The organism is Methylosinus sp. (genome assembly GCF_036560965.1).
Classification (GTDB): domain Bacteria; phylum Pseudomonadota; class Alphaproteobacteria; order Rhizobiales; family Beijerinckiaceae; genus Methylosinus.
The window spans coordinates 164,167-176,746 of sequence record NZ_DATBQF010000018.1 but is presented as its reverse complement, the minus strand read 5'-3'; the positions used below and the strand labels follow the sequence as shown (position 1 = coordinate 176,746).

Here is a 12,580-nt window from a genome sequence, read left to right as displayed (position 1 = left end):
CGCGGCGCCGAGGCGCCTGCGAGTCGGCGTGGTTCGCTGCTCAGAGCGCCGGCGCGCTCTCCCGCGCCATCGACTGTTTCGCGCGGCGGCGATCGACCGAGGACGGAATGCGCAGGCTGTCGCGATATTTGGCGACGGTGCGCCGGGCGATGTCGATGTCGATCTGCTTGAGGCGGGCGACGATGGCGTCGTCGGAGAGCACGTCGAAAGGGCTCTCCTTGTCGATCATCTGCTTGATCTTGTAGCGCACCGCCTCGGCCGAATGGGCCTCGCCGCCGCTCGTCGTGGCGATGGAGGCGGAGAAGAAATATTTGAGCTCGAATATGCCGCGCGGCGTCATCATATATTTGTTCGAGGTGACGCGGGACACAGTCGATTCGTGCATGCCGATGGCGTCGGCGATGGTGCGCAGATTGAGCGGCCGCAAATGCTCGACGCCCTTGGCCAAGAAGGCGTCCTGCAGCCGCACGATCTCCGAGGCGACTTTCAGAATGGTGCGCGAGCGCTGCTCGAGGCTCTTGGTCAGCCAATTGGCGTTCTGCAGGCAGCTCGAGATGAAGGTCTTGTCGCCGTCGCGCTTGGCGCCGGCGCTCACCCGCGCCGCATAGGAATGGTTGACCAGCACGCGCGGCAGGGCGTCGGAGTTGAGCTCCACCATCCAGCTGCCGTCGGTCGCCGGCCGCACGATGACGTCGGCGACCAGCGGCTGGATCGGCGCGCCGCCGAAGGCGCGGCCGGGCTTGGGATCGAGGCGGCGGACCTCCGCCGCCATATCGGCCACGTCTTCCTCGTCGACGCCGCAGAGCCGCGCGAGAGCGGGAAAGTCCCGCTTGGCGAGCAATGGCAGATTGGCGATGAAAATCTGCATCGCCGGATCGAAGCGGTCGCGCTCGCGCAGCTGAATGGCGAGACATTCCTGCAGGTCGCGCGCGGCGACGCCGGAGGGGTCGAAGCTCTGGATCGTCGCCAGCACCGCCGCGGCGCGCACCGGATCGGCGTCGAGCCGCAGGGCGATCTCGTCGATGTCCTCGCGCAGATAGCCGGTCTCGTCGATGGCGTCGATGATGGCGTGGCCGATCAGCCGATCGCGGGTATCGGCGGAGGCGAGAGCGAGCTGCTCGGCGAGATGATCGTGGAGGCTGGCGTCGGCGGCGACATAGGCCTCGAGATTGGGCGTCTCGCCATCGCCTCCGACGCCGCTCGCGCCGGTCCAGGAATTGGCCGAGAGCCCCGCGCCCTCCAGCGAGCCGGAGGAGTCGACCGCGCCGCTGCGCGGGCCCTCGAGCTCGAAAGCATTGCCGATCTCCGTGCCGAGCTCGGCCGCGAGCTGGCCCGCGTCGACGGCGAGGCTGTCCTGCGCCCAGTCGCCCTCGCGCGGCTCGCCGCCGCCTTCGAAGCCGGCGTCGCCGCCGTCGCCTTCGCCGCGCGGCTCCTGATGCGGATCGGGAATGTCGTCGGATTCGACCGCCTCGAGCAGCGGATTGCGCTCGAGCTCCTCATGGAGGAAAGCGGAAAGCTCTAGATTGGAGAATTGCAGGAGCTTGATGGCCTGCAGGAGCTGGGGCGTCATCACCAGGGCTTGGCCCTGACGCATCATCAGTTTGGTGGAAATAGCCATTTTCCGCCTACTCGAAACTTTCCGCCATTACGTACGGCTGTCGGCCGCCACAACGGCTGTTCTCGGCCTGTTTCTTGCTTATAGCACGGGGAGGCGTTGGGCGCAGGACCAATTATTCGGCGCCCCCCGGAAATTCCGCCTAGCAGTTAATCGCTGCGACGCTTCCGGTCAGAATCACATCCCAAGATCACATCTTGAAATCTTCGCCGAGATAAATCCGCCGCACATCGGGATTCGCGACGATCTCCTCGGGCGTTCCCTCGGTCAAGACATGGCCGTTGTAGATGATGTAGGCGCGGTCGGTGAGGCCCAGAGTCTCGCGCACGCTATGGTCGGTGATCAGCACGCCGATGCCGCGCGCCTTGAGGTGGCGCACGAGATCCTGAATGCCGCCGACGGCGATCGGGTCGATGCCGGCGAAGGGCTCGTCCAGCAGCATGAAGGAGGGCTTGCCGGCGAGAGCGCGGGCGATCTCGCAACGACGCCGCTCGCCGCCCGAGAGCGCCATCGCGGGCGTGCGGCGCAGGCGCTCGAGCTTGAACTCCTCGAGCAGCGCGTCCAGCTCCTGCTCGCGTAGGCGCTTGTCGGGCTGGGTGATCTCCAGCACGGCGCGAATATTGTCCTCGACGGTGAGGCCGCGGAAGATCGACGCCTCCTGCGGCAGATAGCCGATGCCGAGCCGCGCGCGCCGATACATGGGCAGGCCGGTGACGTCATAGCCGTCGAGCGCGATGAGACCGCGGTCCGGCTTCACCAGCCCGGTGATCATGTAGAAAACCGTGGTCTTGCCGGCGCCGTTGGGGCCGAGCAATCCGACCGCCTCGCCCCGCGCCACATGCAGGCTCACATCCTCGACGACGCGGCGGGTCTTATAGGCCTTGGCGAGGTGCTGAATCGACAGCACGCCCTTATGCGCGGCGCAGGCCTCGTCCTCGTCCGAATAGGGCGCGTCGCCCGGGCCGGCGGCGCTCGCTTCGGCATTCTCCTCGGCGCCTAAATTTTCGGCGCCGTCCCCGTTCCAGGCGTCGGTTTCGGTCGTGAATCGGGTCGAAGCCTGCTCTCGGGGGGCCGGTCGGCGCAGGCGCAGGCGTTCGGCGATCCGGCTCAGCAGGCCGGATCGGCGGGTGTCGCTCGCGGATGGGTAGGATCGGATGCTCAAGCCTGGGCGCCCTGGACGTGCGAGACGAAACGCGGGATCGCGCGCCGCCTCGCTGCGATCCTATGCCTCCCCGACGAAAAACCCTCGTTACTTTTTTGCAATACGGGAAACCGCGGTCAGGCCCAGGGCCGCGCGGCCGCCGATTTCGCCTCGAAGGCGCCGATCGCGGTCTTTTTCTGCAGCGTGAGGCCGATATCGTCGAGCCCCTCGAGCAGACAGTGCTTGCGGAACGGGTCGATGTCGAATTTCACGACGCCGCCGTCCGGGCCGCGGATCTCCTGGGCGGCGAGGTCGATCGTCAGCGTGGCGTTGGCGCCGCGCGTGGCGTCGTCCATGAGCTTGTCGAGATCGGCCTGCGTGACCTGGATCGGCAGAATGCCGTTCTTGAAGCAGTTATTGTAGAAAATGTCGGCGAAGCTCGTCGAGATCACCGCCCGCACGCCGAAGTCGAGCAGCGCCCAGGGGGCATGCTCGCGCGACGAGCCGCAGCCGAAATTATCGCCCGCCACCAATATTTTGGCGTTGCGATAGGCGGGCTTGTTGAGCACGAAATCGGGATTGTCCGAGCCGTCGTCCGCGTAGCGCATCTCCGAGAACAGCCCCTTGCCGAGGCCGGTGCGGGCGATCGTCTTCAGATATTGCTTGGGGATGATCATGTCGGTGTCGATATTCATGATCGGCATCGGCGCGGCGACGCCGGTCAACGTGACGAATTTTTCCATTCTCGTGTCCTCGGCGGCTTCGGGCGCATCGGCGAAACTCCGGGCCCTTTACCAAATCGCCGGCGCCGCGCAAAGCGGCGATCCCGTGGCGAGGCCGCCATGTCGGCCGTCGCGCCGGGGGCCGTGCTTGTATTCTGAGACGATCGGTCGTATAAGATCGCCATGAGCAGACGGGACGTGAACGATATTCGGCGCAAGCTTCTCGACCAGGGCGTCGCCCTGCTGATGGAGCAAGGCTATCACGGCACCGGCCTGCACGAGCTGGTGAAAAGCGTCGGCGTGCCGAAGGGCTCTTTCTACAATTACTTCGCCAGCAAGGAGGCGTTCAGCGCCGAGGTGGTGAAGCATTATATCGATCCCTTCATCGCGCAGCTCGACGCCCAGCTCGGACGCACGGATGTCGGCGCCGATGTGGCGTTGCGCGCCTATTTCGACACGCTGATCGCCGAGACAGAGCGCCAGGGGTTCAAAGGCGGTTGCCTGCTCGGCAATCTGATCGGCGAGATCGGCGACACTAGCGATTTGTGCCAGACCTCGCTGCGCGAGGCGGTGCGCCGCTATCGGGACAAGCTGCGCGAGGGACTGGCCCGCGGCCAGACGGAAGGATGTTTCCGCCGCGATCTGGACGCGCAGGAAATGGCGGATTTTCTTGTCGACGCCTGGCAGGGGTCGCTCCTGCGCATGAAGATCGAGCGCTCCATTCGTCCGCTCGTCCAATTCCGCGACATGCTGTTGAACGGCTATTTCCGCGCGTGATTTTTTTGCCGGATTTCGAGACGACCGGTCATTTATCAAATGGCGGCCGAAGACGGCCGTCCGACGAAGCTCCGGGGTCGATCCCCCGGCGACCGACCAAAAACCGCGGGCCTCGAGCACCGTGGAACACCGAGGGAGGATGGATTGACCAAGCGCATACTCGTCGTCGGCGGCGGCATAGGCGGAACGATGACCGCCAACAGCATCGTCGCCAAGCTCTATCCGGAGATTTCGCAGGGCGCCGTGCAGGTGACCATGCTCTCGGATTCGCCATGGCACTATTACAAGCCGGCATTCATGTATGTCGCCTTCGACATGTTCTTCGAGGGCGAGCTGCGCCGCAAGCAGAGCTCGCTGCTGCGCCCGGAGATCGAGTTTCTGGTCGACAAGGTCGAGCGCTTCGACTTCGCCGGCTCCAGCGTGACGACGCGAAGCGGCCGCAAGATCGGCTATGACTATATCGTCGTCTCCACCGGTTGCCTGCCGGCGCCCGAGCGGGTTCCGGGCCTCAGAGAATCGGGGGACTATTTCTACCAATACGAGCCGGCGCGACGCCTCGCCGACAAGCTGCGCGGCTTCGAGAAGGGCCGCATCTTCATCACCGTCAACTTCCCCAAGACGCCCAATGTCCCGCATCAATGCGGCATAGCGCCGATCGAGACGACGCTGATGCTCGACGAATATCTGCGCCGCAAGGGCGTCCGCGACGCCATCGAGATCGTCTACACCTATCCCACCGTCTCGCAGCTCTTGCGCAATTGCCTCTTCCTCCAGCAGGAGGTGTGCGAGGTGCTGCCCTCCGTCTTCGAGAGCAAGGGCATTAAATTTCAGCGCGGCTTCACGCTCGGCTCGGTCGATGCCGATCGCAAGGTGGCGATATCCGAGGAAGGACGCGAGGAGAATTTCGACCTGCTGATGTGCACGCCGCCGATTCGCGCCGTCGACGCGGTGATCGAGAGCGGCGTTTCCCAGGCGCAGAACAATGAAGGCTGGCTGCCGACAGACCGGCGGACCTTGCAGATCGAGGGTTTTTCAAACGCCTATGTGATGGGCGACACGGTCGATTTGCCGATCAGCAAGGCCGGCGGCTCCTGCCACAACCAATGCCCGGTCATCGCCAACAACATCGCCGGCGACCTGCGCATCGGCCGCACCGTCGACGCCTATGACGGCAAGGTCCAGGCCGTCGCGCAAATGGGCCTCGAGATGGGGATGCCGCTCTGGTACGACTATGACGAGGATGTTCATCCCACCCCGCCGACCAAGCTCGGCGGCCTTCTCCGCAAGGCGTTCAACCGGGGCATCTACTGGTCGGTCGCCCGCGGCGTGATCTGAACATGAAGTGAGGGATGAGCGATGACAAATCTCGAAACCATCGGCGTCGAGCGCGCCGTTCTCGACGAAGCGACGGAACGTGGAATTTCCGATCTTCTCGCCAAGGCCGCGCCGCTTCTGCAGGGCCGGCGCTTCCACAATATCGTCGATCTGCTCTCGCTGATGTCCGACGCCGTGGACATGGCCGACGATGCGATGATCCAAAAGCTGATGAAAGCCTATGAGGAGGCGATCGGCGCCGCTTGGACGCTCGGCAACGCCGCGCGCTTCGCCGCCAATGAGGCGGCGACGAAGCCGACGCCCTCGCTGCTCGGCCTGCTGCGCGCCGCCGGCGACGAGGATGTGCGGCGCGGTCTGCATTTCGCGCTCTTGTTCCTCGCCGTGCTCGGGCGCCAGACGCGCGACGAGCCGGCCGCATGACCGAGGATCGCGCGCTCGCTGCGCTCTATGAGGAGCGGGTGCGCAATTGGGCGCGGCGCGTTCGCGATGATGTGAGGCTCGTCCCCGCCGACCTCAGCGTCACGCGGACGAGCCCGCTCTGCGGCAGCACGCTCACGCTGGATGTGAGAAGCGAGAACGGCCGCGTCGTCGCGCTCGGCCATCGCGCGCGGGCCTGCACGCTGGGCATGGCCTCCACGGCCATCGTCGTCGCAGCGGCCGTCGGCGCGCGCTTCGCCGAGATTGCCGAGGCAGGCGAGGCGCTGGCGGCGCTCGTGGCGGGGACGGACGTGCGCTTTCCGCCGGCGTGGCGCGAGCTCGACGTCTTCGTCGCGGCGCGCGCCTTCCCGTCGCGGCGCGGCTCTATCCTGCTGCCCTTCGAGGCGCTCGCCGAGGCCGCGGCGCAGCTCACTCGGTGAGCGCGAGCAGAATATCGGCGTACCAGGCGCAATTGAGGCCGAGCGCCTCGTCCTGCTGGAGGTCGCGGCCGACGTCGAGCCGCGCGGAATGGACGCCGAGCAGCGTCCAGGGCAGATCGCCCTGCCGCGCTTCCAGCGCCGGCACGCGGGCGACGACCGGCGCGCCGCTCGCGCCGCGATGGGTGCGCGCGTCGGTCAGAAAATAGCCCTGGCCCTGGAAGCGAAGGCCGAAGGAGGAGGCGACGACGCCCTGCCGCGCCACCGGCATGTGATGCAGCGTGTCGTGGAAGCCGAGCGGAAAGCCGAGAATCAGCAGCGAGGAGCCGATCTCGACCTGATCGAAGCCGCCGGGAAGATTCGCCGGGGTGAAGGCCCGATAGATGGTCGGCGTCGGCAGCGCGCCGCGCTCGATCTCGATCGCCGCCACATCCACCTCGCCGCCGGCGTCGACGCCCTGGCGCCAGACGCTCTTGCCGTTCTCGTAGAGCGGGATCGAGAAGCCCGTCGACATCGCCATGTTCTGCGCATCATTATGCAGCTCGATCTCGATGCGGTCGGGAAAATGCCCGCTCGACGCGTCGCTCAGCACATGGCGGCTCGTCACCAGAAACAGGCGCTCGCCGCGCTCGAAGAAGAAGCCGCTGGCGTTGGTCAGCGGGGCTCGGGCCTCGAAGGTGCAGACGCGCGCGGTGGTGAGCAGCAGAGGTTCGATCGTCATCGGCCGGCCTTTCTCTCCTACCGGGGATCTTTGTCCCCCGACCAGAGATCTGTGTTGCCCCGACCAAGACATGGCCGCTCCGTCCGGTCCGGCAAGTCGGGACGACCGCCATGGGGCGCGGCGCCGACCACTCCGGTCCAGGTCAAGGACCGTGATAGTCTGGATCGGGCCGCGCCGCCAGAATGCTCGCGACGATGGGCATCGGATTGCTCAGCAGTCGGAAACGGCCGAAGCCGGCCTTTTTGGCGAGCTTCTGCATCTCGGCCATGGTGCGCGGCTCGCCGCGGCCCATGGCCAGCGTGTAGAAGCCGTAATAGGCGTCGAGCGGCTCCGCCCCGGCGACGCCGGACATGGCCTCGATGATGAGCAGCGTCCCGTCGCGCGGCAAAGCGCGGCGCACATTGCGCAGCAGCTCCAGCGCCGAGGCGTCGTCGTGATCATGGACGATGCGGATCAGCGTGATGACGTCTGCCCCTTTGGGCAGCGGATCGGCGAGAAAATTCCCCGAAAAGACGCTGGCGCGCTTGCTCAGTCCCGCTTCCTCCAGCCGGGCGCGGGCGCGCTCCACCACGGAAGGCAGATCGAACAGCATCAGCCGCAGCCGCGGCGCGCGCGCCGCCGCGGCGATGAGAAAGGCGCCTTCGCCGCCGCCGACGTCGAGCAGCGTCTTGTGGCGGCGGAGCGAATAGACGTCGAGCAGCTCCTGCGCCACCAGCGGCTGCGAGGCGGCCATCAGCGCGCTATAGGGCGCGACCTCCTCGGCGGTGAGCGCGGCCGGATTTTCCGCCGCCGAATAGGGCCAATAATCGGCGAGCCGCGGCTCCGCCGATTCGTCGCCGCGCAGCAGCGCCACGGGATCGGCGAGATCGGCGTAGAGCATGGGCTGATGCGCGACGAGCGCGAGCGCCGCCGGATTGCCGATGAGCGCCGCGCCGAGCTCGCCGAGGCCGAAGCGTCCCTTGCCGCGCCGCTCCACCAGGCCGAGCGAGGCGGCGGCGTCGAGCAGCCGCGCCGCGGCGTCCTGCGACAGCGCGAGCTTTTCCGCGATCTGCTCCGCATCGCGCGGCTGCTCGAGCAGAAGCTCCAGCAGCTTCAGCCGCACGCAGGCGAGCAGCACCTGCGAATAGACGAAGCCAGCGCACAGATCGAGCATGGCCCGCGCGCGCTGTCGCGCCTTCGCGCGGGTCAGCGGATGAGCGGCGGCGAGACGCTGGAAGCGCGGGCTCGACACCAGCCGATCGCGGAGACGCCGCAGCCTGTCCCGAAAGAACTGCCCCATATGCGGCCCCTCCGCCCAGCATGGATAATCCGCTCCTAGCCCAAAAGCGGCGGCGCGGAAACGTCGATTATCCCTGGTCCGGGCGTTTGACCGGAGGGGGAACCACGGAACCATCGCCGCCATGCGCTTCGACGCTCTCGACCGGCTCAATTTTTTCCTCGCCGACGTGCGCGGCGGGCTCGGGCCGTTCGTCGGGGTTTTTCTGTTCACCGAGGCGCATTGGAGCCAGGCGGAGATCGGCGCGGTGCTGACGGTGAGCGGGCTCGTCGGCATCGCCGCGCATCCGGCGGTCGGCGCCTTCATCGACCGCACGCACGCCAAGCGCGAGCTTCTGGTGCTCGCGAGCTTCGTCCTCTGCGCCTGCGGCCTCGCCATCATTCACGCGCCGAGCATTCCGGTGGTCGTCGCGGCAGATGTCGTGATGGCGACTCTCGGCGCCGTCTTCGCGCCGACTGTGGCGGCGATCACGCTCGGCCTCTATGGCCGCGACAGGCTCGCCGAGCGGCTCGGCCGCAACGCCGCCTTCGATCGCGCGGGGAATATTTTCATCGCCGGAATCGTCGGCTTCGTCGGCGTGCTGGCGTCGCAGACGGCGCCCTTCTATCTGGCGCCGATCTTCGCTGGGCTCGCGGCGCGGGCGGCTTTCGCCATTCCCGCCGCGGACATCGATCACGACCGCGCCCGCGGCCTCGAGGACAGCGATCCCGCGCTTCCGCCACAGCCGGGCCGGCTGCGCGATCTGCTGCATTACCGCACGCTGCTCGTCTATGCGGCGGCGGCGGCGCTGTTCAATTTCGCCAATGCGCCGACGCTGTCGTTGATCGCGCAAAAGCTCGCTTCGGAAAATCCGGGGCTCGAGAGCGGCGTCACCTCGGCGGCGATCATTCTCGCGCAGCTCTCGACGATCGCCATGGCGCTCATCGTCGAGCGCGCCGATCGCATCGGCCGAAAGCCGCTCATCGTCCTCGCCTTCGCGGCGCTGCTCGCGCGCGATCTCGCCTGCGTCTTCGCGCAGACGCCGCTGCATCTGCTGGCGGCGCAATTGCTGGACGGCGTCGGCGGCGGCTTGTTCGATGCGCTGCTGCCGCTCGTGCTCGCCGACATCATGCGCGGCACGGGACATTACAGCCTCGCGCGCGGCGGCCTCGGATTCGTGCAGGGCGTCGGCGGCGCGACGAGCCTCGCCGTCGCGGGCTTCATCGTCACCTCGAGCGGCTATGCGGCGGGCTTTCTGACGCTCGCCGTCGTCGCTCTCGTCGGGCTCGCGCTGGTCATCGTCGCCATGCCGGAGACGGGGCCGAAGCGCTAGCGCTTTCCGATCCGACCGGAGCGGACGGCGCTCTCGCCACGGCTCGGGCGGTTCCGCTACGGCTCAGGCCGTTCCCGGAGCGAAGCCGTCCTCGAGGCCGAGACGCTCGAGCAGCGATTTGCGCGGCTTGCGGTCGCGCTTCTGCGGCGGCTTGCGATTGTAATAATCGAACAGCACCTCGCGATAGAGCTTGATGACGATCTTCTCGTCGAGGCCGAACAGCATGTGAGCGGCGAGACGCAGCAGCAGATAGACCGCGCATTCGAAGAGGAAGGCGCTCGGATGCGAGAACATGACCGGCAGCGCCGAAGCGATGACCGCGCCATAGAGCGAGGCGATGGCGTAGCGCGGATTCTCGCGCGCCCACAGGAAGAGCCGCAGCAATTCGCGATAGCCGATGATATTGACGAGGGCCGAGTAGAGCTCGAGGCTGAATGCGCCGTCCTCGAAATCGACGATCGCGCGGGCGAGGGCGACGATCGCCACGAGGGAATAGAAAATCGTGTCGCAGCGGCGAAGGCATAGCTCGCGAATATCGTCGAACAAGGGGGTCTTCCTCATCTGGGCTCCTCGAGGCATCGGGGCGTCGCGCCTTCTAAAAGAGCCGCAAATCCGGCGCCGACCAGTGTCTCGCCGGGAAGAAATTCAGCTCGCAGCATGCGCGTCGCTCCTGTAATACGTAGCACTTCGAAACGATCTGCGACCTGATGTCGCGCCCGCGCGGCGCCGCGTCGCAGAGCGCGCTTTCGGTCCCGGGCGCCGAAAAGGCGGGCGCCCCTGGGGCGACGACGCCATAGCCCGAGGCGACGAAAAAGGTCATATTCACGACACAAAGCAGACGGCGCGCAATGCGCCGCGGTCACCCGAGGGAACGCTCGAATGTCTGACAAGATTTATGCTGTGCCGGAGGCTTGGGGGAAGGAAGCGCGCATAAACGCCGAGAAATACGCCGAGCTCTACCGGCGCTCCGTCGCCGACGCCAATGGCTTCTGGCGAGAGCAGGCGCAGCGCATCGAATGGATCGCCCCTTTCACGCGCGTGAAGGAGGTGAGCTTCGACACGCATAATGTCGCGATCGAATGGTTCGGCGACGGCTCCACCAATGTCGCGATGAATTGCATCGATCGGCATCTTCCGCATCGCGCGGATCAAGTCGCGATCATATGGGAGGGGGACGATCCCTCGCTCTCGCGTCACATCACCTATCGCGAATTGCACGAGCAGGTCTGCCGCTTCGCCAATGTGCTGAAGGCGCATGGCGTGCGCAAAGGCGATCGCGTGACGATCTATCTGCCGATGATTCCGGAGGCGGCCTACGCCATGCTGGCCTGCGCGCGCATCGGCGCCGTGCATTCGGTGGTGTTCGGCGGCTTCTCGCCGGATGCGCTCGCCGGCCGCATAGAGGATGCGCAATCGGATGTCGTCATCACGGCGGACGAGGGCGTGCGCGGCGGCCGCAAATCGCCGCTGAAGGACAATGTCGACGCCGCGCTGGAGAAGGTTTCGGCCAAGACCGTCATCGTCGTCACGCGCACCGGCGCCAAGGTGGATATGAAGCCCGGCCGCGATTTCCGCTACGAGGACGAGGCGAAGAAAGTCCCGGAGGATTGTCCTTACGCCGAGGTCGGCGCCGAGGACCCGCTGTTCATTCTCTACACGTCCGGCTCGACCGGAAAGCCGAAGGGCGTGCTGCACACGACCGGCGGCTATCTCGTGCACGTCGCGCTCACTCACGAGCTCGTCTTCGATTATCGCGAGGGCGACATTTATTGGTGCACGGCGGATGTCGGCTGGGTCACGGGCCACAGCTATATCGTCTATGGCCCGCTCGCCAATGGCGCGACGACGCTGATGTTCGAAGGCGTGCCGAATTATCCGACCGTCTCGCGCTTCTGGGAAGTGATCGACAAGCACAAGGTCGACATCTTCTACACCGCGCCGACGGCGATCCGCGCGCTGATGGGCGCGGGCGAGGAGCCGGTGGCGAAGACCAGCCGCAAATCGCTGCGCCTGCTCGGCTCGGTCGGCGAGCCGATCAATCCCGAGGCCTGGGAGTGGTATCACCGCGTCGTCGGCGAGGGCCGCTGCCCCATCGTCGATACATGGTGGCAGACGGAGACGGGCGGCATTCTGATCGCGCCGCTGCCGGGCGCGACGGCGCTGAAGCCGGGCTCGGCGACCAAGCCCTTCTTCGGCGTGCAGCCGGAGATCGTCGACGCCAATGGCAATGTGCTGGACGGCGCCTGCGAGGGCAATCTCGTCATCGCGGATTCATGGCCGGGACAGGCGCGCACCGTGTTCGGCGATCACGAGCGCTTCGTGCAGACCTATTTCACCGCCTATCCGGGCAAATATTTCACCGGCGACGGCTGCCGGCGCGACGCCGACGGCTATTACTGGATCACCGGCCGCGTCGACGACGTCATCAATGTCTCGGGCCATCGCCTCGGCACGGCGGAGATCGAGAGCGCGCTCGTCGCCCATGAGAAGGTGGCGGAGGCGGCGGTCGTCGGCTTCCCCCATGCGATCAAGGGCCAGGGCATTTACGCCTATGTGACCTTGATGGGCGGCGTCGAGCCCTCCGAGCGTCTGCGCAAGGAGCTGGTCGATTTCGTGCGCAAGGAGATTTCCGCCATCGCCTCGCCGGATGTGATTCAATTCGCGCCCGGCCTGCCGAAGACGCGCTCCGGCAAGATCATGCGCCGCATCTTGCGCAAGATCGCGGAGAATGAGTTCGGCGCGCTGGGGGACACCTCGACGCTGGCCGATCCGAGCGTGGTGGAGGATTTGATCAAGAACCGGCCGGCTGTGTGAGTGATCGGGCGCG

12 protein-coding genes are annotated in these 12,580 nt (G+C 66.4%); 6 read left to right on the top strand and 6 right to left on the bottom strand.

Going from position 1 to position 12,580, the window contains the following annotated elements; genetic code table 11:
- Positions 1–40 precede the first annotated feature (40 nt).
- From rpoN to leuD, 3 genes are all read right to left on the bottom strand, one after another.
- Entirely contained in the window at positions 41–1,618 is a 1,578-nt protein-coding gene (gene rpoN / locus VIF40_RS04915; protein WP_331936406.1) for an RNA polymerase factor sigma-54, read from the bottom strand.
- Between the two features lie 187 nt (positions 1,619–1,805).
- Entirely contained in the window at positions 1,806–2,777 is a 972-nt protein-coding gene (lptB, locus tag VIF40_RS04910) for an LPS export ABC transporter ATP-binding protein (protein ID WP_331936405.1), read from the bottom strand.
- A gap of 116 nt (positions 2,778–2,893) precedes the next feature.
- Positions 2,894–3,499, bottom strand: a complete 606-nt coding sequence (gene leuD, locus VIF40_RS04905) for a 3-isopropylmalate dehydratase small subunit (RefSeq protein ID WP_331936404.1) — start codon at positions 3,497–3,499, stop codon at positions 2,894–2,896.
- A gap of 162 nt (positions 3,500–3,661) precedes the next feature.
- Between leuD and VIF40_RS04900 the strand changes: the two genes are divergently transcribed.
- From VIF40_RS04900 to VIF40_RS04885, 4 genes are all read left to right on the top strand, one after another.
- Entirely contained in the window at positions 3,662–4,255 is a 594-nt protein-coding gene (locus tag VIF40_RS04900) for a TetR/AcrR family transcriptional regulator (RefSeq protein WP_331936403.1), read from the top strand.
- Between the two features lie 144 nt (positions 4,256–4,399).
- Entirely contained in the window at positions 4,400–5,590 is a 1,191-nt protein-coding gene (locus VIF40_RS04895; RefSeq protein ID WP_331936402.1) for an FAD/NAD(P)-binding oxidoreductase, read from the top strand.
- Between the two features lie 21 nt (positions 5,591–5,611).
- The gene (locus VIF40_RS04890) at positions 5,612–6,010 is read left to right on the top strand and encodes a DUF1641 domain-containing protein (RefSeq protein WP_331936401.1); all 399 of its coding nucleotides are present in this window, start codon (positions 5,612–5,614) and stop codon (positions 6,008–6,010) included.
- Complete coding sequence (locus VIF40_RS04885; RefSeq protein WP_331936400.1) at positions 6,007–6,447, top strand: iron-sulfur cluster assembly scaffold protein; 441 nt, start codon at positions 6,007–6,009, stop codon at positions 6,445–6,447. Before VIF40_RS04890 ends, VIF40_RS04885 begins: the two co-directional genes overlap by 4 nt.
- Here VIF40_RS04885 and VIF40_RS04880 read toward each other — a convergent pair.
- Together VIF40_RS04880 and VIF40_RS04875 are read right to left on the bottom strand one after the other, a co-directional pair.
- Positions 6,437–7,165 (bottom strand): serine protease, encoded by a 729-nt coding sequence (locus VIF40_RS04880; protein WP_331936399.1) that lies wholly within the window; start codon positions 7,163–7,165, stop codon positions 6,437–6,439. The two genes, VIF40_RS04885 and VIF40_RS04880, sit on opposite strands and share 11 nt — an antisense overlap.
- Before the next feature lie 142 nt (positions 7,166–7,307).
- The gene (locus VIF40_RS04875) at positions 7,308–8,444 is read right to left on the bottom strand and encodes a methyltransferase (protein WP_331936398.1); all 1,137 of its coding nucleotides are present in this window, start codon (positions 8,442–8,444) and stop codon (positions 7,308–7,310) included.
- A gap of 121 nt (positions 8,445–8,565) precedes the next feature.
- Here VIF40_RS04875 and VIF40_RS04870 point away from each other — a divergent pair, with 121 nt between their 5' ends.
- Positions 8,566–9,753, top strand: a complete 1,188-nt coding sequence (locus VIF40_RS04870; protein ID WP_331936397.1) for an MFS transporter — start codon at positions 8,566–8,568, stop codon at positions 9,751–9,753.
- Positions 9,754–9,816: 63 nt separating this feature from the next.
- Here the strand turns inward: VIF40_RS04870 and VIF40_RS04865 are convergent, their stop codons facing one another.
- Entirely contained in the window at positions 9,817–10,314 is a 498-nt protein-coding gene (locus VIF40_RS04865) for a hypothetical protein (protein WP_331936396.1), read from the bottom strand.
- A gap of 318 nt (positions 10,315–10,632) precedes the next feature.
- On the opposite strand from VIF40_RS04865, the gene acs reads away from it, so the two are divergent.
- Positions 10,633–12,567 carry an acetate--CoA ligase gene (gene acs, locus VIF40_RS04860; RefSeq protein WP_331936395.1) on the top strand — a complete coding sequence of 645 codons (1,935 nt, stop codon included), beginning with the start codon at positions 10,633–10,635 and terminating at the stop codon, positions 12,565–12,567.
- Positions 12,568–12,580 lie beyond the last annotated feature (13 nt).